We start from the raw sequence: 23,070 nt of genomic DNA, 5'->3' as shown, positions 1-23,070 counted from the left end.
GAAGATTTTATGGTAAAATGAAGAGTAATAATATTTATTAAAGAGGTAAAAACATGATTGAAGCAAGCAAATTGAAAGCTGGTATGACATTTGAGACTGCAGACGGAAAATTGATCCGCGTTTTGGAAGCTAGCCACCACAAACCAGGTAAAGGGAACACAATCATGCGTATGAAATTGCGTGATGTCCGTACTGGTTCTACATTTGATACAAGCTACCGTCCAGAAGAAAAATTCGAACAAGCTATTATCGAAACTGTTCCAGCTCAATACTTGTACAAAATGGATGAAACTGCCTACTTCATGAACACTGAAACTTACGACCAATACGAAATACCAGTCGTAAATGTTGAAAATGAGTTGCTTTACATCCTTGAAAACTCTGATGTGAAAATCCAATTCTACGGAACTGAAGTAATCGGTGTAACTGTACCAACTACTGTTGAATTGACAGTTGCTGAAACACAACCATCTATCAAAGGTGCTACTGTTACAGGTTCTGGTAAACCAGCAACCATGGAAACTGGACTTGTTGTCAACGTTCCAGACTTCATCGAAGCTGGACAAAAATTGATCATCAACACTGCAGAAGGAACTTACGTTTCTCGTGCCTAATCTCTAGAAAGAGGTCATTCTATGGGAATTGAAGAACAATTTGGCGAAATCGTTATCGCTCCACGTGTACTTGAAAAAATCATTGCCATCGCAACTGCTAAAGTTGATGGTGTCCACTCATTTTCAAATAAATCCGTATCTGACACCCTATCAAAACTCTCTCTTGGTCGCGGCGTCTACTTAAAAGAAAACAATGAAGAGCTAACTGCTGACATCTATCTCTATCTTGAGTACGGTGTGAAAGTACCAAAAGTAGCTATTGCTATTCAAAAAGCAGTCAAAGATGCTGTCCATGATATGGCTGATGTGGAACTTTCTGCTGTCAATATCCATGTTACAGGAATTGTTCCAGACAAAACACCTAAACCAGAGTTGAAAGATCTATTTAACGAGGACTTCCTCAATGACTAGTCCATTATTAGAATCTAGACGCGAACTTCGTAAAGGCGCTTTTCAAGCTCTTATGAGCCTTGAATTCGACACAGATATGGAAACAGCTTGTCGCTTTGCCTACACACATGACCGTGAAGATGCAGATGTGCAAATCCCAGCCTTTCTTCTAAATTTGGTTTCTGGTGTTCAAGCACAAAAAGACGAGTTGGATACACAAATCAACCAGCACCTCAAGTCAGGCTGGACAGTTGAACGTTTGACTTTGGTCGAAAAAAACTTACTACGCTTGGGTATCTTTGAAATCACATCATTTGATACACCTCAGCTGGTAGCAGTCAATGAAGCTATTGAACTCGCTAAGAATTTTTCAGATCAAAAATCAGCCCGCTTTATCAACGGACTGCTCAGCCAGTTTGTAACAGAAAAAAATGAATAATCGAAAAGGTGTTTGGTCTTCCAAGCACCTTTTACTTCGTCCTTGATACAGAGTAAGAACCACATAAAAACTAGAACTAACTGCCAGTTCTAGTTTTTGCGTATTCTGAGGTATTAGTATTTTCTAAATCGTTGATAGCGTTCTTCCAGCAACTCTTCTAGCGGTTTTTGTGAAAGTCTAGCCAGCTCAGCTTGAAGTTCTTTCTTGACACTCTTAATCAGTTCTTTACTAGAAAGTCCTGCTTCAGAAATCACCTTGTCCACCACGTCCATTTCTAACAGTTCATGGGAAGTGATTTTCATCAGTTCTGCTGCTTCCATGGCACGAGTTCCGTCCTTCCATAAAATGGAAGCAAAGCCTTCTGGACTGAGAATAGCATAGATAGAATTTTCCAGCATCCAAACACGGTCCGCAACGGCTAGAGCCAGAGCCCCACCTGAACCACCTTCACCGATAATGATGGCAATAATAGGAACTTTCAAATCACTCATTTCCATGAGATTGCGAGCAATAGCTTCTCCCTGTCCACGTTCTTCCGCTCCGACACCAGGATAAGCACCTGCTGTATTGATAAAGGTCACAACTGGACGGCCAAATTTCTCAGCCTGTTTCATCAACCGCAGTGCCTTTCGGTAGCCTTCTGGATGTGGTTGGCCAAAATTCCGTTTGAGGTTGTCTTGCAAACTCTTGCCTTTTTGGATACCAACCACTGTTACAGCTTGGTCTCCAAGCCAACCAATACCACCAACAACTGCACCATCATCACGAAAAGAACGGTCACCATGTAATTGGATAAATTCATCAAAAATGCCTGTCGCAAAGTCCAAGGTTGTCAAGCGACTCTGCTCACGCGCTTCTCTGACTATTTTTGCAATATTCATCTAGAACTCCCTCCATGCAATCTGACTAGGCTAGCAATCATATCTGGTAAGTCTCTTCTTTTGACAATAGCATCCACAAAGCCATGTTCTAATAGGAATTCTGCCTTTTGGAAATCCTCAGGCAAGCTTTCACGAACCGTATTTTCAATCACACGACGCCCAGCAAAACCAACCAAGCTCTGTGGTTCAGCCAGAATGATATCGCCTTCCATAGCGAAAGAAGCTGTCACACCACCAGTCGTTGGATCTGTCAAAATGGTCAGGTAAAAGAGACCAGCATTTGAATGGCGTTTAACCGCCGCAGAGATCTTAGCCATCTGCATGAGACTCATGATTCCTTCCTGCATACGGGCTCCACCAGAGGCTGTGAAGAGGACAACTGGCAATTTTTCGACAGTCGCATACTCAAACAAACGAGTGATTTTTTCACCTACAACCGTACCCATAGAAGCCATGATAAAGTTAGAATCCATAATCCCAAGAGCCACAGTCTGACCTTTTATAAGAGCTGTTCCTGTCACAACGGCTTCATCCAGACCTGTTTTTTCACGCATAGTTGCTAGTTTCTTTTGATAACCAGGGAAATGCAAGGGATCCTTGCTTTCAATCCCTGTAAACAATTCCTTGAAGGTTCCCATATCAATCATCAAAGCCAAGCGTTCTTGGGCAGAAATACGAAAGGTATAGCTACAGTGCGGACAGATACGCTCACTTCCCAGATCCTTCTGATAAATGGTATGCTTACAGCCTGGACACTGGGAAAATAATTCATCTGGAACCTCTGGCTTAGCTTGAGGTTTTTCCCTAACCGAACGATTGGGATTGATTCGAATATACTTATCTTTTTTACTAAATAGAGCCATTGATTCCCCTTTTCGGTTTAAACTCTTAAAGTCATTTTATTCTTTTTCTTGATATTTAGGTAAGAAGGTTTCCATCAAGAAGGAAGTATCATAATCCCCAGCAATGACATTGCGATCTGAAATGAGGTCAAGCTGGAAATCTGCATTGGTCTGCACTCCTTCAATCTCTAATTCATAGAGGGCACGTTGCATTTTCATCAAGGCGTCAAAACGATTTTCGCCGTGTACGATGATTTTGGCAATCATACTATCATAATAAGGCGGAATAGTATAGCCTGGATAAACTGCTGAATCCACGCGCAAGCCAACTCCACCACTTGGCAGATAGAGATTGGTAATCTTACCTGGACTTGGAGCAAAGTTAAAGGCTGGGTTTTCTGCATTGATACGACACTCGATGGCATGACCGCGTAGGACAATATCTTCTTGCTTAACAGACAGGGGCTGACCTGCCGCAATGCGAATCTGTTCCTTAACGATATCCACACCTGAAACAAATTCTGTTACTGGATGTTCCACCTGAACACGAGTATTCATTTCCATGAAGTAGAAGTTGCTACTTGCTTCATCAAGAAGAAACTCAATAGTCCCTGCATTCTCATAGCCAACAAACTCTGCCGCTCGAACAGCAGCAGCACCTATTTCATGACGCAGCGTTTTTCCGATTGCAATCGAGGGACTTTCTTCCAAAACCTTTTGGTTATTCCTTTGAAGAGAACAATCCCGTTCACCCAAGTGAATCACATGTCCATGCTCATCACCTAGGATTTGAACCTCAATGTGCCGAGCTGGATAGATAACCCGTTCTATGTACATGGCACCATTGCCATAATTGGCCTTGGCCTCACTAGAGGCAGTTTCAAAGGCAGAAACGAGGTCATCTGGTTTTTCAACCTTACGAATCCCTTTACCACCTCCACCTGCTGAAGCCTTGAGCATAACAGGATAGCCAATTTTTTCAGCAACAATCAAAGCTTCTTCAGAGTTATGCACTTCTCCATCCGAACCTGGAATGACTGGAACACCAGCTTTGATCATCTGAGCACGCGCATTGATCTTATCCCCCATCATATCCATAACATGGCCAGATGGACCGATAAACTTGATTCCCACCTCTTCACACATGGTTGCAAATTTGGAATTTTCACTGAGAAATCCAAAACCTGGGTGAATAGCTTCTGCCTCAGTCAAGACTGCAGCTGATAGAACCGCATTAATATTGAGATAAGACTCTGTAGCCTTGCCAGGGCCGATACAAACCGCTTCATCTGCTAAAAGCGTATGGAGGGCTTCCTTATCAGCAGTTGAATAAACCGCTACCGTCGCAATCCCCAATTCACGTGCCGCACGGATAATACGAACCGCAATTTCACCACGATTGGCAATTAAAATTTTTCGAAACATGGAGAACCTCCTTAGTTCCCAATTGCAAAAGTAAGGGTACCACTGGCTGCAAGCTTGCCATCCACTTCAGCCTTTGCTTCAACCACAGCTATGGTGCCACGACGTTTTACAAAAGTCGCTGTCATAACCAATTGGTCGCCTGGTACAACTTGCTTCTTGAACTTAACCTTGTCCATACCAGCGTAAAAGACCAGTTTTCCTTTATTTTCAGGTTTTGATAACTCCAACACACCAGCAGTTTGCGCCAAGGCTTCCATAATCAGAACACCTGGCATAACTGGGTATTGAGGAAAATGACCGTTAAAGAAAGGCTCGTTGATGGTCACATTTTTGATAGCAACAATGGTATCCTCGCTCACTTCCAAGACACGGTCCACTAGAAGCATAGGATAACGGTGGGGAAGGGCTTCTTTGATTCCTTGAATATCGATCATTTGATACATACCAATCCTTTACCAAACTCAACCATTTCTTCGTTAGAGACGAGAATTTCCGTTACCACACCATCCTTAGGAGCTGGGATTTCATTCATGACTTTCATGGCTTCGATAATGACCAATGTTTGACCTTTTTTGACACTATCACCAACTGTAACGAAGGCAGGTTTATCTGGTCCAGCAGCCAAGTAAACCACTCCAACAAGTGGACTCTCTACAAGATTTCCCTCAGTAGCCACACTTGCTTCAGCTGGAGCTGGAACTTCTTCTGCTACAGTCTCTGCTGGAGCAGATGTAGGAGCTACTAGACTCGGTGTTGCTAGAACGGGTGCTGGAGCGACTTGAGTTGCAACTTCAGGCACAGATCTTGCTTCATTCTTGCTAAACTGCAACTCATCCGTCCCATTTTTATAAGAAAATTCTCTCAAACTTGACTGGTCAAATTGAGTCATCAAGTCTTTAATATCGTTTAAATTCATACTTATCTATTCTCCCAACGTTTGAAAGCAAGAACTGCATTGTGGCCTCCAAAACCAAAAGTATTTGAAATAGCGTATGGAATTTCTTTCTCCAAGCCTTGTCCATAAACGACATTAGCTTCGATATAATCTGATACTTCACTTGTCCCAGCTGTCATTGGTACAAAGTTATGACGCATAGCTTCGATGGTGACGATAGCTTCTACTGCACCCGCAGCCCCCAGCAAATGTCCTGTAAAAGACTTGGTTGATGATACAGGTACTTCCTTACCAAGAACAGCTACGATAGCACCACTTTCTCCTTTTTCATTGGCAGGAGTTGACGTTCCGTGAGCATTGACATAGGCTACTTGCTCTGGAGAAATCTCAGCTTCTTCCAAGGCTAGTTTGATGGCCTTGATAGCTCCCTGACCTTCTGGATGTGGAGAAGTCATGTGGTAGGCATCACAAGTATTTCCGTAACCAACCACTTCAGCCAGGATAGTAGCTCCACGTTTTTCAGCGTGTTCAAGACTTTCTAGAACCAACATCCCTGAACCTTCACCCATAACAAACCCATTGCGATCCTTATCAAATGGGATCGAAGCACGAGTTGGATCCTCTGTAGTAGAGAGAGCTGTTAAGGCTTGGAAACCAGCGATGGCAAAAGGTGTGATAGAAGCTTCTGTTCCTCCCACCAACATCACATCTTGGAAACCAAACTTAATGGAGCGGAAGGCATCCCCAATCGCATCATTTGATGAAGAGCAGGCAGTATTGATAGATTTACAAACACCGTTTGCACCAAAACGCATGGCTACATTCCCAGAAGCCATATTTGGTAAAGCTTTTGGAAGAGTCATTGGTTTGACACGTTTGGGTCCTTTTTCATGAAGGCGAAGTACCTGATCTTCAATTTCCTTGATTCCACCAATACCAGATGCAACGATAACACCAAAACGATCCCTATTAAGAGCCTCTACATCAAGATTGGCATGATTTACAGCCTCTTGGGCTGCATACAAGGCATATAAAGAATAGTTATCAAAACGGTTGGTATCTTTTTTTACAAAGTATTTATCGAACGGAAAATCTTGGATTTCTGCCGCATTATGCACATCAAAGTCACTATGATCAAATTTTGTAATGCCACCAATGCCGATTTTCCCAGTTGCTAAACTATTCCAAAATTCTTCTGGTGTATTTCCGATTGGAGATGTTACTCCATAACCTGTTACCACTACTCGATTTAGTTTCATTCTTTTCACCTCTAGCTTTCGCTACATACTTAAGCCACCATCAATGGCAACCACTTGACCAGTTAGATAATCTTGGCCTGCTAAAAATACTGTCAAATCTGCAACCTGCTCTGCCTGCCCAAATTCTTTCATCGGAATCTGAGCTAGTGTAGCTTCCTTAATCTTATCTGATAAGATAGCGGTCATATCAGACTCAATCATTCCTGGAGCAATCACATTGACTCGTATATTCCGACTAGCGACCTCGCGTGCCACAGACTTGGTAAAGCCAATCAAGCCAGCCTTAGAAGCAGCATAGTTAGCTTGACCAATATTCCCCATCAAACCAACAACACTAGACATATTAATGATAGCACCTTCTCTGGCTTTCATCATCGGTTTCAAGACTGATTGTGTCATATTAAAGGCACCAGTCAGATTGACCTTGAGCACTTTTTCAAAATCTGCTTCTGTCATCTTGAGCATAAGAGTATCTTGGGTGATCCCTGCATTGTTGACCAAAACATCTACTGAACCCAGTTCTGCAATAGCTTGATTAATCATACGCTTAGCGTCTGCAAAATCTGATACATCTCCTGAAATGGGAACCACCTTGATACCATAGTTTGAAAACTCAGCGAGCAATTCTTCTGAGATTGCCCCACGACTGTTTAAGACAATGTTGGCTCCTGCTTGAGCAAATTTGTGGGCGATGGCAAGACCAATTCCACGACTCGAACCTGTAATAAAGATATTTTTATGTTCTAGTTTCATTTTTTTCCTTTCAAAACTTCTACTTATTTTAGTCTATTTTTCTAAAAGTGCTACTAAACTCGCTTGATCTTCCACATGAGCTAAGTGAGCAGTTTGATCAATTTTTTTAACAAAACCTGACAAGACTTTCCCCGGTCCAATCTCGATAAAGTTGCTTATGCCTGCTTCTTGCATGACCCCAATACTTTCATAGAAACGAACGGGTTCCTTGACCTGACGCGTCAAGAGCTGAGCAATGTCCTCTTTTTGCATCACAGCAGCTTCTGTATTGCCGACTAGGGGACAAGTAAAATCTGAAAAACTTACCTGAGCTAGAGTTTCAGCTAGTTTCTGGCTAGCAGGTTCAAGGAGAGCGGTGTGAAAGGGACCTGACACCTTGAGAGGAATCAAGCGTTTGGCACCTGCTTCTTGCAAAAGTTCAACCGCTCGATCAACTGCAACCACTTCTCCAGCAATGACGATTTGTGCAGGTGTGTTATAGTTGGCTGGAGTAACCACTCCAAGTTCAGAAGCTTTTTGACAGGCTTCTTCAATGACCTCTACTGGCGTATTGAGAACTGCTACCATCTTACCAGAGTCAGCAGGAGCCGCTTCTTCCATATAGGCTCCACGCTTAGCTACCAAGGCAACCGCATCTTCAAAATCCAAGGCGCCGCTTGCCACCAAGGCAGAGTATTCTCCAAGAGATAAACCAGCAACCATATCAGGCTGATAGCCCTTTTCTTGCAATAAACGGTAGATAGCAACCGAAGTCGCTAGAATGGCTGGTTGCGTATAGCGGGTCTGATTGAGTTTGTCTTCTTCCCTATCGATGAGATAACGCAAATCATAACCGAGCACCTGACTCGCTCGATCAATCGTTTCTTTGACAATAGGGTAGTGATCATAGAGATCCCGTCCCACCCCTAGATACTGGGCACCTTGACCAGCAAATAAAAAGGCTGTTTTAGTCATTTCTTACAACTCCTGCCCAGCGAGAGGCTTCTTCTTGAATTTTCTTAGCTGCTCCGTAATACAAATCTTTTAGGATTTCTTCAGCTGTTTCTTCTTTAGAAACAAGCCCTGCGATTTGACCTGCCATGACAGAGCCACCATCCACATCACCGTGAACAACTGCTTTGGCTAGGGCGCCTGCTCCCATTTGTTCAAAGATTTCTAAATCAGGATCTTCCTGCTTAAAGGCATCTTTTTCAGCCAGTTCAAAATCTCTAGTCAACTGATTTTTAATAGCACGAACAGCATGACCAAAGTGCTGAGCTGAAATCGTAGTATCAATATCCCTTGCTTTTAAAATTTTCTCCTTGTAGTTTGGATGGGCATTCGACTCTTTTGCAACTACAAACCGTGTCCCCACCTGTACAGCCTCTGCACCTAGCATAAAGCCAGCCGCAGCACCTTCACCATCCGCAATTCCTCCTGCAGCAATAACAGGAATAGATACAGCTGTGGCTACCTGTCGCACCAAGGTCATGGTTGTTAATTTACCGATATGCCCCCCAGCTTCCATTCCTTCTGCAATAACAGCGTCTGCACCGATTTTTTCCATGCGTTTAGCTAAAGCAACACTAGGAACGACAGGAATAACGATTATCCCAGCTTCATGGAAACGTTCCATGTATTTACCAGGATTTCCTGCACCTGTTGTCACTACCTTAACACCTTCCTCGATAACGAGATCTACAATATCTTCCACAAAGGGAGACAAGAGCATGATGTTGACACCAAAGGGTTTATCCGTCAATGATTTGATCTTATCAATATTTGCCTTGACAACTTCTTTCGGGGCATTTCCCCCACCGATAATCCCTAGTCCTCCAGCTTTAGAAACAGCCCCTGCCAAATCACCATCAGCAACCCAAGCCATTCCTCCTTGAAAGATAGGATAATCAATGTTCAATAATTCTGTAATACGCGTTTTCATAGTGCCTCCATCGTTTCTTGCTTACGTAATAGTTCGATACTGTCATAATTTGACAATCAAACTATTGCCTAAACAAGAGGGAGCGGGTTTCCCTACTCCTTCTATCTATATTCTGCTTATACTCTTCGAAAATCAAATTCAAACCACGTCAGCGTCACCTTGCCGTACTCAAGTACAGCCTGCGGCTAGCTTCCTAGTTTGCTCTTTGATTTTCATTGAGTATTATTTTGTTTGCTCTTCAACGTAGGCAACCAAGTCACCAACTGTTTTCAAGTCATCTTCTGCTTCGATTTGGATATCAAAAGCATCTTCGATTTCTGAGATTACTTGGAACAAGTCCAATGAATCAGCGTCCAAATCATCAAAAGTTGATTCAAGTGTTACTTCTGATGCATCTTTTCCAAGTTCTTCAACGATAATTTCTTGTACTTTTTCAAATACTGCCATGATAGGACTCCTTTAAAATAAATAGTTTTTTATAACAATGTGTTCACCACATGATTACCTAAATTGTAAGAATGAGCGTGCCCCAGGTCAAGCCTCCACCGAAGCCTGATAGAAGAACAGTCTGGCTACCATCTAAAGGGATGAGACCTTGTTCTACACACTCTGAAAGTAAAATCGGGATACTGGCTGCACTGGTATTGCCATATTCCATCATATTGGCTGGAAGTTTGTCTCGGTCAACACCAATTTTTCTAGCCATCTTATCCAAAATACGGATATTAGCCTGATGCAATAGCAGATAATCCAAGTCTGTCGCCTCTATAGGAGATTCTTCAATAGTCTGCTTGATAGACTTGGCTACATCTCGAATGGCAAAATCAAAGACTGCGCGTCCATCCATCTTCAAAAATGAATCTGCACTTTCTTGATCTGAAAATGGAGAATGCAAACCTGAATGCCCATAAGTTAAACACTCACTGCGACTTCCATCGCTATTGAGACTCTCAGCTAAGAAATTCTCTTGCTCGCTAGCTTCTAACAAGACACCACCAGCACCATCTCCAAACAACACAGCTGTTGATCGATCCGACCAATCGACTGCCTTAGAGAGGGTTTCACTACCAATCACCAAGCCTTTTTGAAAGCGACCAGAAGCGATAAACTTTTCAGCAGTTGAAAGAGCAAATACAAATCCACTGCAAGCCGCGGTTAAGTCAAAAGCAAAGGCTTTATTAGCACCAATATTAGCTTGAACACGAGCAGCTGTAGAGGGCATCATCGAATCTGGAGTAATGGTAGCTAGGATGATAAAATCCAGTTCCTCTCCTATTATTCCAGCTTTTGCCATCAGTTTCTTAGCAACTTCCGTAGCCAAATCACTGGTAGATTCTGTTCTTGAAATATGCCTTTGTCGTATTCCCGTTCGACTTGAAATCCACTCATCATTGGTATCCATAATCTGAGCCAAGTCGTGATTTGTAACCACTTGCTCTGGCACATAATGAGCAACCTGGCTTATTTTTGCAAAAGCCATTATTTCAAATCCTCCAAAAATTGGTAAAGATTAGTCAAACCTTTGCTCATGACATCAATTTCTTTCTCGCTCATGCCATCAATAATTTTTTCTACCATGGCCTTGTGGAAGCGTTTATGCAGTCTATGGATCAAGCGCCCCTTCTTTGTCAAATGCAGATGCACCACACGACGATCCTGTTCTGACCGAACTCGCTCAATGTATCCCTTACGCTCTAAATTGTTCAAACTTGTCGTAACAGTTCCAAGAGTTACCATCAACTCTTTTGACACTTGACTTGGAGTCACATCTGGAGCCTTACCGATGACATCAATCGTATGCATTTCTTTGATGGAGATATCCTTAAAACGACTACCTCTCAAGTTCACTTCCTCAATTACAAGGACATTGTTAAATATAGATGTTAAATATTCATTGATTCGTTGGTAGTCCATTTTTCATATCCCTCCTTCTTCAAAAAACTTTTACAATCAAAACATTTGACAGAAAGAATTATATCAAAATTCAAAGAATGATGCAAGTATTTTTTATTTTCCTGTAAATTTAGGTCTTCTTCTCTCCGAATGAGCTCGCACTCCTTCTTTGAAATCCTCTGTTTGAGCTAAGGATTTCTGTAGGTTCAGTTCTAAAGTAGCGTAACCCTGCCAGTCTTTAAACTGGCTCTCCCAAACCAACTTCTTAATGGCAGCATAGGAATTACTTGAAGCACGTCTTAATTTTTTAAGAAGCTGTTCTCTCGTCTTTTCAAGTTTTTCAGCTTCAGAAACGCGGTAAACCAACCCCCATTCTAGGGCTTTTTCTGCCGTTAAAGCCTCTCCTGTCATAGCTAATTGAGCAGCACGCGTCACACCGATACTGCGGCTCAAGAGATGAATTCCCCCTGCATCTGGAGCCAAACCAACACCAACAAAGGCTTGGATAAACTTAGCCTTATCCGTCGCCAAACAGAAATCTGCCGCAACAGCCATATTCGCTGCGGCACCTGCAACAGCACCGTCAACTTCCATTAAAACAGGTTTGGCTATTTGCTTGATTTTATAAGAAATCGTATTGACCAACTCTGCGATTTTTGTCAATGATGGAATATCATCCTCATCCACTGCCCGCTTCATCTCTACCAAATCTCCCCCAACTGAGAAGACCTTTCCATTGGCATTGATTAAGATAAAATGCACAGCTGGATTTTCTTCTGCCAGAGTCAAGGCTTCTAAGATCTCCTCACACATGGGAATATGGAAACCATTAGCGACATCAGGACGGTTTAAAGTAATAATTGCCAAATCCTCTTCAAGCTGATAAATAATATGTTCCATCTGGACTCCTTTTTATTTTATAAGCAGTTTATACTCTTCGAAAATCTCTTCAAACTACGTCAACTTCCATCTGCAACCTCAAAACAGTATTTNNGCAGTGCTTTGAGCTGACTACGGCTAGCTTCCTAGTTTGCTCTTTGATTTTCATTGAGTATTGAATTATTTTATTTTCAAAGTATATCTTTTTTGGGAACAGAAAGCAAGAAAAAATTGACTGAAAGTGTCTCAGCCGATTGGAAAGGCTCGCTTTATCCTATAAAGCATCTTATTTTCTTCATTGAAAAAAGCCTTTCTTTCTGCTATAATCGTATAAAATACTTACTTTAGGAGTTCTTATGAAAGTTGTTAAATTTGGAGGTAGTTCTCTTGCCTCTGCTAGTCAATTAGAAAAAGTTTTAAACATCGTCAAAAGCGATTCAGAGCGTCGTTTTGTAGTCGTTTCTGCGCCTGGTAAACGCAATGCTGAAGATACTAAGGTTACGGATGCCCTGATTAAATACTACCGCGACTATGTTGCGGGTAACGATATTAGCAAGAGCCAAAGCTGGATTATCGACCGCTATGCTGCTATGGTTAGTGAATTGGGACTAAAACCAGCTGTGCTAGAAAAAATTTCTAAAAGCATTCACGCCTTGGCCACTCTTCCTATTGAAGAAAATGAATTTCTCTACGATACTTTCCTAGCAGCCGGTGAAAATAACAATGCCAAATTGATTGCTGCCTACTTTAACCAAAATGGTATCGATGCACGCTATATGCACCCTAGAGAAGCTGGGATTGTGGTCACAAGTGAACCTGGTCACGCTCGCATCATTCCATCAAGTTATGACAAGATTGAAGAATTGACAAACACCAATGAAGTCCTTGTCATTCCTGGTTTCTTTGGTGTCACTAAGGAAAATCAAATCTGTACCTTCTCACGTGGAGGATCAGACATTACAGGTTCTATCATTGCTGCCGGTGTAAAAGCCGACCTCTATGAAAACTTTACGGACGTTGATGGTATCTTTGCAGCCCACCCTGGAATCATTCACCAACCACACTCGATTCCTAAGTTAACCTACCGTGAAATGCGCGAGTTGGCCTATGCAGGCTTCTCAGTCCTTCATGACGAGGCTCTTCTTCCTGCCTACCGTGGAAAAATTCCTCTGGTTATCAAGAATACCAACAACCCTGACCATCCGGGTACTCGTATCGTTCTAAAACACAGTAGTGATGAATTTCCAGTTGTGGGAATTGCTGGTGACTCAGGCTTTGTCAGCATTAACATGTCGAAATACCTCATGAACCGTGAGGTTGGATTTGGCCGCAAGGTTCTGCAAATCCTGGAAGAACTTAACATCGGTTGGGAACATATGCCAACAGGTATCGACAATCTTTCTATCATTCTCCGTTCTCGCGAACTAACTCCCATCAAGGAAGAAGAAATCCTGCGTCAGTTGGTTCAAAAGGCTAAAGTAGATCATGCAGAAATCGAACACGACCTTTCTATCATTATGATTGTTGGTGAAAAAATGAAGAGCCATATCGGAGTGACTGCTACTGCGACACGCGCTCTATCTGAAAACAAGATCAACATCCAGATGATGTCTCAAGGTTCTAGTGAAGTGTCTATTATGTTCGTTGTCAATAAAGACCAAGAGAAAGCAGCAATCAAAGCCCTCTACAATGCCTTTTTCGGCGAAAGTAAGGAAGACTAATCATGGCCCAATCGCTTAATAAAACAGTGCTTCTCAGCACGACAGGCACTTCCTACCTCTCTATCGCTGGGAAAGTTGGGAAATTCCTGGTCGGAGATCAGGCCTTAGAATTTTACCCAGACGTCAATGTCGAACAATTTATCCAGATTCCTTGGGGGCATATCAATCAGATTGGAGCCAATGTCACTGGACGAAAAATCAGTCGCCACTTCGAAGTCTTTACAGACAAAGGAAAATTCCTTTTTGCTTCAAAAGACTCAGGTGCTATTCTCAAAATTGCTCGTGAAAAACTGGGTAATGACAAGGTCGTCAAACTTCCTACCCTGATTCAGACAATTGGTCAAAAATTTAAAAATCTATTTGCAAAAAAGTAGAAACTTTAGTATAATCATAGCAACGGATAAGTAGGTTATCTTCTTCTTTCAGAAAGTCTGCGGATGCTGCGAGCAGATAGGAGGGATAGGTGAAATTCTACCGTTAGTAACAATTACATACACAATCAAGTGCACACCTGTGAAGTTGGATGGAACCGTGGCCCTGCCACTCCAACGCTTTGTCAGGTGTGCTTTTTTCATAAAGGAGTTCTTATGTTAGATATCAAACGTATTCGTACAGACTTTGATGCTGTCGCAGAAAAATTGGCTACACGTGGCGTAGATGCTGCTGTCTTGAATGAGATGAAAGAAATCGATGCTAAACGTCGTGACATCTTGGTCAAGGTTGAAACTCTCAAAGCAGAACGTAACACAGTTTCTGCTGAGATTGCCCAAGCCAAACGCAACAAGGAAAATGCAGATGACAAGATTGCTGCCATGCAAAATCTATCTGCTGAAGTCAAAGCCTTGGATGCTGAATTGGCAGAAATCGATGCTAAATTAACAGAATTTACCACTACTCTTCCAAATATCCCAGCTGACAGCGTTCCTGTTGGGGCTGATGAAGATGACAATGTGGAAGTTCGCCGTTGGGGTACTCCACGCGAGTTTGACTTTGAGCCAAAAGCTCACTGGGATCTTGGTGAAGACCTTGGTATCCTTGATTGGGAACGCGGTGGTAAGGTAACAGGCGCTCGCTTCCTCTTCTATAAAGGCCTCGGTGCTCGTTTGGAACGTGCTATCTACAACTTTATGTTGGATGAGCATGGCAAGGAAGGCTATACGGAAGTCATCACACCATACATGGTTAACCACGACTCTATGTTTGGTACTGGGCAATATCCAAAATTCAAGGAAGATACTTTTGAACTCAGCGACAGCAATTACGTCCTTATTCCTACAGCTGAAGTTCCTCTGACAAACTACTACCGTGATGAAATCCTTGACGGTAAAGACCTGCCAATCTATTTCACTGCTATGAGCCCATCATTCCGTTCTGAGGCTGGTTCAGCTGGTCGTGATACTCGTGGCTTGATTCGTTTGCACCAATTCCATAAGGTTGAAATGGTCAAATTTGCCAAACCAGAAGAATCTTACGAAGAATTGGAAAAAATGACAACCAACGCTGAAAACATTCTTCAAAAACTTAACCTTCCATACCGTGTCGTTGCGCTCTCTACTGGAGATATGGGCTTCTCATCTGCGAAGACTTACGACTTGGAAGTGTGGATTCCAGCCCAAAATACCTACCGTGAAATCTCAAGCTGTTCAAACACAGAAGATTTCCAAGCCCGTCGTGCCCAAATCCGTTACCGTGATGAAGCAGATGGCAAGGTGAAATTGCTCCATACCTTGAACGGTTCTGGACTTGCAGTTGGACGTACAGTGGCTGCTATTCTTGAAAACTACCAAAATGAAGATGGTTCCGTGACCATCCCAGAAGCACTTCGTCCATACATGGGTGGAGCTGAGGTCATCAAACCATAAAAAATAAGGTTTAGCTATTTCTAGCTAGACCTTTTTTCGTAACCAAATCAGATAAGCGCCTAATACAAAGAGCAAAATGATTAGGCAAATAACAGTTTCAGCCAGTACCAAATAATCCAAAAATGGAAGTTTCAAGATTCCCTGAGCCATCTTAAGCGAAGTAGCTGTGATAATAGTCGGGAAGGTGAGGGCTGAGAAGGCTGGTTGAAAACCTTGTTTTAAAATATTGGGTAGGCGAGTCAAAACAAAGAAAAAGAAGGATTGGGAAGCCAAAAGCATGAAAATCAAGACCCAAGTCGGTAGGCTAGCTCCTCCAACTCGAACCAGAGAAGCCAAAAGCAAAGAAAAGGGAGCACAGTAGATACCTTCTTGCCCAAGCAAGGCTAATGGGAGTGGATTTTTCTTTAAATCGCTATAAATAAGCGGATAGAGATAGAAGGTTAGGAGAAAACCAAAACTCAAGGTCGCATAGGCAATTTCGATGATACCTACAAGAGGATAGGTTAAAGCAGCCACTGCTATCCCTACATAGAGAACAGTCCAACTTGGAGTCGCATTGACTCTCTTACCTGGACAAGCAAACTTGATGGTGAAACCAGCAATCAAGGCCAAATCCAAGAGAAATGAACACCACCAGAGTCCTTGCGCAACCAAAGGAAGATGAGGGAATACGCGAAAGACATAGGTCGATAAAATCATCCCAGCCATGGGAAAGGTGGCCATTCCTGATAAAAGAGGGGGCTTGGTCAACTCTTGCTTGGTTTCTTTCCAATTAAAAAGATGCAGAAGCAGAAAGTAGATCCACAAAATCAAACCTGTCAGACTCAATAGATGGGACAGAACCGGCAACGTATCTAAAACGAGATTTCCAGCTCCTGCCAAACCTAGCAAACAACCTGAAAATACTAAGGGGAGTTTTTTCATCCTAACCTCCAATAATCATGTTAGTTTCAGTATAGCATAAAAGCGCTTAAATGAGGGGATAAAAAACGAAGTCCGTTGATTTCAGACTTCATTTTTTACTCAGATATGAATTAAGCATAAGGTTGCAATTCTGGGTTAATTGGGGTATTGGCTAGGTTGTTGGCATAATTACAGAGGCTTGCTAGGCTGACACCAAGGACTACATCCAAGGCATTTTGTTGCGTGTAGCCAGCTTCTAAAAACTCAGCCAAAGCTTCATCTCCTACACGACCCTTGGTATTGATAACTGCCAAAGTAAACTTAGCTAGGGTATCCAATTTAGGATCTGTTTCAATTGGAGTACGATTGCGAAGAGCTTGAATCAAGTCATCATTCATCTGGATTTGTTTGATGGAAAAGGCTGTGTGACCTGCGACACAGAAGGCACAACCATTGGTCACGGCTGCCGTGATTTGCACCACTTCACGCTCAACGGGTGTCAGGCTGTTGCGACGGTTGATAGATGCGACAGTTCGGTAGGCTTCTAAAGCAGTCGGGGCATTGGCCAAGAGACCGATTAGGTTGGGAATATAGCCATTGTTGTCTTTTTCTACTGTTTCAAGAACTTCTTTCACTTCTGCCGGTGCTGATTCTACTGTATGGATTGTAAATGTTGTCATAAGATACCTCTTTTCTTGTTATTGACACTAATATTATTGGAAAATCTTATAAAATCCTGATTCCTAAGTTTATTTAAGACAAAGGTTTATTCTCTCATAAGATTTTCGTTGTATATTATACTCTTCGAAAATCAAATTCAAACCGCGTCAGCGTCGCCTTACCGTACTCAAGTACAGCTTGCGGCTAGCTTCCTAGTTTGCTCTTTGATTTTCATTGAGTATTAGTTTATCACACTTCCAATCATTTGCATAATATATATTATATATCAGCTTGATAAAAATCATTTATAGGCAAAAAAATCACACGCCATGTGTGATTTCATTATTTGTCAAAATACTTTTTAGTTTCAGCAATAACGACTGGCGACAAGACTAAGAGGGCAATCAAGTTTGGCAGAACCATCAAGGCGTTGACGATATCTGCGATAATCCAGACCATATCCAACTCGATAAATCCTCCCAACAAGACCATGAGCACAAAAACCACACGGTAGAGCCAGATAAAGCGAACCCCAAGGAGGAACTCGAAACAGCGTTCTCCATAATAGTTCCAACCTAGAATCGTTGTAAAAGCAAAGAGTACAAGGAAGATGGTCAAGAGGGCAGGCCCAAAGTGTGAAAAGACTGTTGAGAAGGCTGACTGAGTCAAGGCAACCCCATTTAAGTCACCACTCCAAACACCAGTCACCAAGATGGTCAAACCAGTCAGAGTACAGATAATGAGAGTATCAATAAAGGTTCCTGTCATAGAAATCAAACCTTGCTCTACTGGTTCATTTGTCTTAGCCGCAGCCGCTGCAATGGGAGCAGAACCTAGACCAGATTCATTTGAGAACACACCACGCGCCACACCATTTTGAATAGCCATCCGAACGCTAGCACCAGCAAATCCACCTACCGCAGCAAGGGGACTAAAAGCCGATGTCAAGATTAAAGCGATTGTAGAAGGAATTTTCCCGATATTAAAGAAAATAACTGTAAGAGTTCCTAAGATATAAATGATAGCCATAAAAGGAACAACAGTAGTTGAAACCTTTGAAATGGACTTGAGTCCGCCAAAGACTGCAATCGCTACAAAGACAGACAAGACGAGAGCTGTGATGGTTGGCGAAATCGCCGTTGTATTTTGGATAGATTCTGTAATCGAGTTGACTTGGGTGAAGGTTCCGATTCCCAAGAGAGCAACCAGTACTCCTGCTACTGCAAACAAAACAGCAAGTGGTCGCCACTTCTCCCCCATTCCTAGAAGGATATAGTGCATGGGACCTCCCGCCACTGCACCATGGTCGTCCTTGGTGCGGTATTTAATGGCCAAAAGTCCTTCCGCATACTTGGTAGCCATTCCAAAGAAAGCCGCCATCCACATCCAAAAGAGGGCTCCTGGTCCACCAACCTTGATAGCCGTCGCAACTCCTATGATATTTCCTGTTCCAACGGTTGATGCCAAGGCTGTACACAGAGCTGCAAAACTGGATACATCCCCATGTCCCTTATCCTGGATAAAAATAAGCTGAAAGGCCTTGGGCAGACGCAAAACCTGCAAGAGTCCTAGCCGAATAGTTAGGTAAAGCCCTGTTCCGACCAATAAAATCAAGAGGGGCGGTCCCCAAGCAAAAGCATCGATTGATTTAAGCAATTCTAACATTTCCTTCTCCTATCGTTTCAACCCCAAAAGAAAGAGCACATGCAAGATACATGTACTCTGGAATGCTTAGATAAATGCTAAAAAGCGGTCTATCCTAGCTCTGTCCTTTTACCTGAGAGTTTGAGCAGTTGCCTGCCTTGCCCCTTCGGTGCCTTTACGGTCTCTCCAGAGTTCCGTCCATTTACAGTCATGGAAAATCAAACGATTCCCCACTTCTATTAAACTTCATTCGGTGTTGGTATTTAATTGATTCTTATTTTACAAAAAATGTTGGCTTTTGTCAATGTGTTTATTAGTAAAAATTAGTTCAACAGTTTTTACTTTATGAATTCCGAAATATTTCTTATCCTTTAAATGTCACAATAGTCGCACCACTGCCTCCAGCATTTTGCGGGGCATAGCCGAAACTCTTGACATGTTTGTTTCTTTGTAGGTATTTGGTGACACCTTCACGGATGACACCTGTTCCGATACCATGGATGATATCGACTTGCGCCATATTATTAAGCAGGGCTTGGTCGATAAAGGCATCTAGCTCATTCATGGCCTCTTCATAGCGTTTACCTCGAAGGTCCAGTCTGGCTTGAGGTCCTCGCCCAGAAGTTCGTTTCACAACATTGACTTGTTTCTTCTTGACTTGCTTTTCTTGCTGAGCTTGAACAAGGTCAAACTCTTTCTCTTCCAAGGTCATCTTGATTAAACCAACTTGGGCTTCCCAACGGCCGTCCTTAAGCTGACTGGTCAAGGTACCACGCTGTCCATAACTGAGAACCACGATATCATCTCCCACCTTTGGAACTCGTTTTTTCTTGGCCTTTTGAAGGACCTTATTTTTTGACAAATCTACTTTTTCAGGAGCCAATTTTTTCAGCTTGGCCTTGGCTTCAATGATTTCGTGGGGCTTGAGTTGAGATTTACTGTGGAGATTTTTAAGAATCTGGTCACTCTCACTTAGGGCCATGTCCACAATCTCAGCAGCCTGTTCACGCGCCTTGTTGAGCTCGGTTTCCTTTTCACGATTGAGCTCGTTGTAGAGTTTTTTAAGCGCACGATTCATCTTGAGATTTTCTTGCTCCACCTCACGGATATTGTCCAATCGTTTGCGACTCTCTAGCGTCTGCTCTTCCAGTTGCTCAATAATCCGATTGACATCATTGTCCTGATCGACCTGCTGGCTGGCATCCCCTACGATAACTTCAGATAGACCTAAACGTTTAGCAATTTCAAAAGCATTGCTTCGGCCAGGAACTCCCTGCATAAAGCGATAGGTCGGGCGAAGAGTTGCAGCATCAAACTCCATACTGGCGTTTTGCACAAAGGCTGTCTCAATACCGTAGGCCTTGAGTTCTGGATAGTGGGTCGTCGCCATAGTCTTGACTTGACGCAGGCGAAGGTCCTCCAGAATGGCCATGGCAAGGGCGGCTCCCTCTTGGGGATCTGTACCAGCCCCCAACTCATCCAAGAGCAAGAGCGAATGTTGGTTAACCTTGCTAAGAATATCCACGATATTGGTCATATGGCTAGAGAAGGTAGACAAGCTCTGCTCAATAGACTGCTCATCTCCAATATCGGCAAAGATTTCTTCAAAAATACCAATACGGCTTCCCTTATCTGCCAAAATCGGCAAACCTGACTGGGCCATAACCTGTGTCAAGCCCAGAGTTTTAAGCATGATGGTCTTCCCACCTGTATTGGGACCTGTAATGACAATGGCTGTTAAATCTTGGCCAAAATGGACATCATTGGCGACGGCATTTTTGACCAGAGGATGGCAGATATGGAGCAGTTGAATCTCTTGATTTTCTGATAGCTGAGGTACGACTGCTTGTCTTTCTTGGATAAAGCGGACCTTGGCACGAATCAAGTCCAGATGGCCGATAATCCAAGCATCATTGGCAATCTCAGCCGCATGAGGGCGAACACGCTCAGAAATTTCTTGGAGAATGCGAAGCATTTCATAGCGCTCATCTGCTCGCAAACTGGCAATTTCTTCGCTCAGTTTGACCACCTCACGGGGTTCGATATAGACGGTGTTTCCGCTGGCAGAAATATCATGAACGACACCTGCAATCTTATTGCGGTAGGTATTTTTGACAGGTAGAACCTGACGGCCATTTCTGCTGGCAACGATTCCTTCCGTCAACATCTGCGCTTTTTGCTTGAGCAAGTCTTGTAAAACATCGCGTACCTGACTCTCGCTATCATGGATTTTTCGACGGATGCGCGCCAATTCTTCACTGGCAAAATTTTCAATGAAACCTGCATCATTAAAGGCTTGGAGATTTCCTTGTAATTGCGGAAAATCGTGTAATTTCTCAAACCAAAGGGCTAACTCTTCCAAACTGACATTTTCCAGATTGGCATAAAAACTTTGCAGTTCTCTGCTAGAAAGAAGCACGCGCTTCAAGAGGAGGAACTCCTCGATATTGAGGTCTGCTCCCATCTCCAACCGCTTGCAGACTCCTGCAATTTCCTTAGTTGCGAGAATAGTAAAATGCGGTTGCTCTACGAAAAGAGCCTGCATCTCCTTCATCTCAGCAAAAGCCTGTTTGATTTTATCTGCTTTAGCAGTCGGAGCCAGCTGTCTCAATTGCTCCAAGCCCTGCTCGGTCAACAAATGGGGTTCAAACAAGGCCTTGACCTTATTGAACTCTAATGTTTCTAATATTTTCTTATTCATCTTTATTTCCTTGTCTTTGAATGTCTAGGTGTGGTAGCTTTTTATATTCTGATAGATTCGAGTCAAATCTGTAAACAAAGGGCTAGGAAAACTCCTGCCCTTTTTATCCGATTAAATTTGTCACCCAGATTTGTTTGAGCCAACTAGTTGTTACCGGTATGCTCTGGATGATGTGTTTTGCGACGATACTCTTTTCAAGAGGATTTTGTATAGCTGCCATGGGGATGGTCGCCAAGATGGTCAAGGCCATTTGCAAGACAAATAAGGTCACCAACATGGACAAGATACCTGCTGAAACTTGGAACAACTTACCACCCAGTTTTTTACTAGGAATCAAGTGTAAGAGGAGACCAAGCAAACGACCGATGCTATAGACAATCCCAAATACAAGCAAGTAGCCGATGCCTGCATAAAAGACCTTATCCAGCTGAAAGAGTTGATCCGATGGGAAAAAGAAAGTCCCCTGACCTTCCTGCGGATTTGCATAAGGAAGTAATAAATGGAACTGCTCTCCAAGCCCCTTATAAAACTGGCCAGCCATAAAAGCCGATGCCATGGTTGAAATCAGGTAATAAATCTGTAAGAGCAGGCCTCTCCGATAGCCGATATAAAATCCCCAAGCCAAGACCAATAGAAGAAGGAGTGAAATCATAAGGAATCCTCAATCTTGCTCTGTTCTTGCTTGCAAGTCACAAGCTTGTGACGGAGTTCTTCTAGCTCTTGCTCCTTATCATCAAATTCAATCTCACGGCTGAGCTGAGTTGATAAACAGTTGACTGCCAACAAAAGAGCGATGGTTTCATCATCTGCGCTAGGCATTTGTTCTTTAATTGCTTGGTATTTTTCTGTCGCAACCTTGGCAATTTCCTCCATAAAAAGGTTATCATGCTCGCTTGTCAAGGTTAATGATTTTTTCCCGAATGTAAATTTGAATCGATTTAGATTTGCCATAAAATTCACCTCACGATATTATACCAAAATTCGCTAACTTTGTCAGTTTTTACAAATTTGCCTGCTTTTGTGGTACAATAGAAACTATGGCAAGTATAACACTCACACCAAGCGAAAAGGAGATTCAGGCTTTTCTTGAACACTACCAAACCAGTCTAGCTCCCAGCAAGAATCCCTATATCCGCTACTTTTTGCGACTACCTCAAGCAACGGTTTCTATCTATACTTCTGGAAAGGTCTTGCTTCAGGGTGAGGGGGCTGAGAAATACGCTCGTTTCTTTGGCTATCAAGCTGTAGAGCAAACCAGCGGACAAAATCTTCCTTTGATTGGGACAGATGAGGTTGGAAATGGTTCCTACTTTGGTGGGCTTGCAGTTGTGGCTTCCTTTGTCACACCAGACCAGCACGACTTCTTACGAAAACTCCCGACTTTATCA

At 42.8% G+C, this 23,070-nt stretch carries 26 protein-coding genes and 1 riboswitch; of the genes, 7 read left to right on the top strand and 19 right to left on the bottom strand.

What is annotated here, in order from left to right; translation table 11 throughout:
* The first annotated feature begins 53 nt into the window (after window positions 1–53).
* The 3 genes from efp to nusB are packed head-to-tail and all read left to right on the top strand — an operon-like array spanning window position 54 to window position 1,443.
* Window positions 54–614, top strand: coding sequence for an elongation factor P (efp, locus tag HT723_RS04905; RefSeq protein ID WP_000568643.1), 561 nt, complete (start codon window positions 54–56; stop codon window positions 612–614).
* Window positions 615–635: 21 nt separating this feature from the next.
* Window positions 636–1,025 carry an Asp23/Gls24 family envelope stress response protein gene (locus HT723_RS04900; RefSeq protein ID WP_000510572.1) on the top strand — a complete coding sequence of 130 codons (390 nt, stop codon included), beginning with the start codon at window positions 636–638 and terminating at the stop codon, window positions 1,023–1,025.
* Entirely contained in the window at window positions 1,018–1,443 is a 426-nt protein-coding gene (gene nusB / locus HT723_RS04895) for a transcription antitermination factor NusB (protein WP_000203649.1), read from the top strand. The genes HT723_RS04900 and nusB overlap by 8 nt, the downstream gene beginning before the upstream one ends.
* Before the next feature lie 113 nt (window positions 1,444–1,556).
* On the opposite strand, the gene HT723_RS04890 is transcribed toward nusB, so the two are convergent.
* From HT723_RS04890 to HT723_RS04830, 13 genes are all read right to left on the bottom strand, one after another.
* Entirely contained in the window at window positions 1,557–2,324 is a 768-nt protein-coding gene (locus tag HT723_RS04890; RefSeq protein ID WP_001017397.1) for an acetyl-CoA carboxylase carboxyl transferase subunit alpha, read from the bottom strand.
* A complete protein-coding gene (accD, locus tag HT723_RS04885; protein WP_172934756.1) occupies window positions 2,321–3,187 on the bottom strand; it encodes an acetyl-CoA carboxylase, carboxyltransferase subunit beta in 867 nt (288 codons plus the stop codon). Before accD ends, HT723_RS04890 begins: the two co-directional genes overlap by 4 nt.
* A 36-nt stretch (window positions 3,188–3,223) precedes the next feature.
* Window positions 3,224–4,591, bottom strand: a complete 1,368-nt coding sequence (accC, locus tag HT723_RS04880; protein WP_023933130.1) for an acetyl-CoA carboxylase biotin carboxylase subunit — start codon at window positions 4,589–4,591, stop codon at window positions 3,224–3,226.
* 11 nt (window positions 4,592–4,602) lie between these two features.
* A complete protein-coding gene (gene fabZ / locus HT723_RS04875; RefSeq protein WP_000565515.1) occupies window positions 4,603–5,025 on the bottom strand; it encodes a 3-hydroxyacyl-ACP dehydratase FabZ in 423 nt (140 codons plus the stop codon).
* Window positions 5,022–5,507, bottom strand: a complete 486-nt coding sequence (accB, locus tag HT723_RS04870) for an acetyl-CoA carboxylase biotin carboxyl carrier protein (RefSeq protein ID WP_172934755.1) — start codon at window positions 5,505–5,507, stop codon at window positions 5,022–5,024. The genes fabZ and accB overlap by 4 nt, the downstream gene beginning before the upstream one ends.
* 2 nt (window positions 5,508–5,509) lie before the next feature.
* Window positions 5,510–6,745 carry a beta-ketoacyl-ACP synthase II gene (fabF, locus tag HT723_RS04865; protein WP_000774063.1) on the bottom strand — a complete coding sequence of 412 codons (1,236 nt, stop codon included), beginning with the start codon at window positions 6,743–6,745 and terminating at the stop codon, window positions 5,510–5,512.
* Window positions 6,746–6,766: 21 nt separating this feature from the next.
* Window positions 6,767–7,498 (bottom strand): 3-oxoacyl-[acyl-carrier-protein] reductase, encoded by a 732-nt coding sequence (gene fabG, locus HT723_RS04860; protein ID WP_023933126.1) that lies wholly within the window; start codon window positions 7,496–7,498, stop codon window positions 6,767–6,769.
* A 33-nt stretch (window positions 7,499–7,531) separates the two neighbouring features.
* Complete coding sequence (gene fabD / locus HT723_RS04855) at window positions 7,532–8,452, bottom strand: ACP S-malonyltransferase (RefSeq protein WP_023933124.1); 921 nt, start codon at window positions 8,450–8,452, stop codon at window positions 7,532–7,534.
* Window positions 8,445–9,419: an enoyl-[acyl-carrier-protein] reductase FabK gene (gene fabK, locus HT723_RS04850; RefSeq protein ID WP_023936336.1), complete on the bottom strand. Its 975-nt coding sequence runs from the start codon at window positions 9,417–9,419 to the stop codon at window positions 8,445–8,447. The genes fabD and fabK overlap by 8 nt, the downstream gene beginning before the upstream one ends.
* A gap of 222 nt (window positions 9,420–9,641) precedes the next feature.
* Window positions 9,642–9,866: an acyl carrier protein gene (locus HT723_RS04845; protein WP_000257838.1), complete on the bottom strand. Its 225-nt coding sequence runs from the start codon at window positions 9,864–9,866 to the stop codon at window positions 9,642–9,644.
* 58 nt (window positions 9,867–9,924) lie between these two features.
* Window positions 9,925–10,899, bottom strand: a complete 975-nt coding sequence (locus HT723_RS04840) for a beta-ketoacyl-ACP synthase III (protein ID WP_000852944.1) — start codon at window positions 10,897–10,899, stop codon at window positions 9,925–9,927.
* Window positions 10,899–11,333 (bottom strand): MarR family transcriptional regulator, encoded by a 435-nt coding sequence (locus HT723_RS04835; protein WP_172934754.1) that lies wholly within the window; start codon window positions 11,331–11,333, stop codon window positions 10,899–10,901. Before HT723_RS04835 ends, HT723_RS04840 begins: the two co-directional genes overlap by 1 nt.
* A gap of 93 nt (window positions 11,334–11,426) precedes the next feature.
* On the bottom strand, window positions 11,427–12,212 hold the full coding sequence (locus tag HT723_RS04830) for an enoyl-CoA hydratase (protein WP_000400065.1): 786 nt from the start codon (window positions 12,210–12,212) through the stop codon (window positions 11,427–11,429).
* 335 nt (window positions 12,213–12,547) lie between these two features.
* Between HT723_RS04830 and HT723_RS04825 the strand changes: the two genes are divergently transcribed.
* The 3 genes from HT723_RS04825 to serS all read left to right on the top strand — a co-directional run bounded on the left by HT723_RS04825 (window position 12,548) and on the right by serS (window position 15,774).
* Window positions 12,548–13,912 (top strand): aspartate kinase, encoded by a 1,365-nt coding sequence (locus tag HT723_RS04825; protein ID WP_023936333.1) that lies wholly within the window; start codon window positions 12,548–12,550, stop codon window positions 13,910–13,912.
* 2 nt (window positions 13,913–13,914) lie between these two features.
* The gene (locus tag HT723_RS04820; protein ID WP_050219116.1) at window positions 13,915–14,286 is read left to right on the top strand and encodes a DUF956 family protein; all 372 of its coding nucleotides are present in this window, start codon (window positions 13,915–13,917) and stop codon (window positions 14,284–14,286) included.
* Window positions 14,287–14,499: 213 nt separating this feature from the next.
* A complete protein-coding gene (gene serS, locus HT723_RS04815) occupies window positions 14,500–15,774 on the top strand; it encodes a serine--tRNA ligase (protein WP_055356858.1) in 1,275 nt (424 codons plus the stop codon).
* 24 nt (window positions 15,775–15,798) lie between these two features.
* On the opposite strand, the gene HT723_RS04810 is transcribed toward serS, so the two are convergent.
* The 6 genes from HT723_RS04810 to zapA all read right to left on the bottom strand — a co-directional run bounded on the left by HT723_RS04810 (window position 15,799) and on the right by zapA (window position 22,633).
* On the bottom strand, window positions 15,799–16,698 hold the full coding sequence (locus HT723_RS04810) for a TDT family transporter (RefSeq protein ID WP_100104179.1): 900 nt from the start codon (window positions 16,696–16,698) through the stop codon (window positions 15,799–15,801).
* A gap of 110 nt (window positions 16,699–16,808) precedes the next feature.
* Complete coding sequence (locus tag HT723_RS04805; protein WP_050223066.1) at window positions 16,809–17,357, bottom strand: carboxymuconolactone decarboxylase family protein; 549 nt, start codon at window positions 17,355–17,357, stop codon at window positions 16,809–16,811.
* Between the two features lie 322 nt (window positions 17,358–17,679).
* On the bottom strand, window positions 17,680–19,002 hold the full coding sequence (locus HT723_RS04800) for a sodium:alanine symporter family protein (protein WP_172934753.1): 1,323 nt from the start codon (window positions 19,000–19,002) through the stop codon (window positions 17,680–17,682).
* Window positions 19,003–19,092: 90 nt separating this feature from the next.
* Window positions 19,093–19,181, bottom strand: a riboswitch (glycine riboswitch).
* A gap of 164 nt (window positions 19,182–19,345) precedes the next feature.
* Window positions 19,346–21,682 carry an endonuclease MutS2 gene (locus HT723_RS04795; protein WP_172934752.1) on the bottom strand — a complete coding sequence of 779 codons (2,337 nt, stop codon included), beginning with the start codon at window positions 21,680–21,682 and terminating at the stop codon, window positions 19,346–19,348.
* A 103-nt stretch (window positions 21,683–21,785) separates the two neighbouring features.
* Entirely contained in the window at window positions 21,786–22,334 is a 549-nt protein-coding gene (locus tag HT723_RS04790; RefSeq protein WP_172934751.1) for a CvpA family protein, read from the bottom strand.
* The gene (gene zapA / locus HT723_RS04785) at window positions 22,331–22,633 is read right to left on the bottom strand and encodes a cell division protein ZapA (RefSeq protein ID WP_000002019.1); all 303 of its coding nucleotides are present in this window, start codon (window positions 22,631–22,633) and stop codon (window positions 22,331–22,333) included. The genes HT723_RS04790 and zapA overlap by 4 nt, the downstream gene beginning before the upstream one ends.
* 86 nt (window positions 22,634–22,719) lie before the next feature.
* Between zapA and HT723_RS04780 the strand changes: the two genes are divergently transcribed.
* Window positions 22,720–23,070 (top strand): DUF3378 domain-containing protein (locus HT723_RS04780; RefSeq protein ID WP_172934750.1); only part of this gene is annotated, 351 nt, incomplete at its 3' end.

Source organism: Streptococcus sp. 2106 (assembly GCF_013277315.1).
GTDB classification, from domain to species: Bacteria; Bacillota; Bacilli; order Lactobacillales; family Streptococcaceae; genus Streptococcus; species Streptococcus pseudopneumoniae.
The sequence above is the reverse complement of the archived record's forward strand: the minus strand, read 5'-3'. Positions and strand labels throughout refer to the sequence as shown.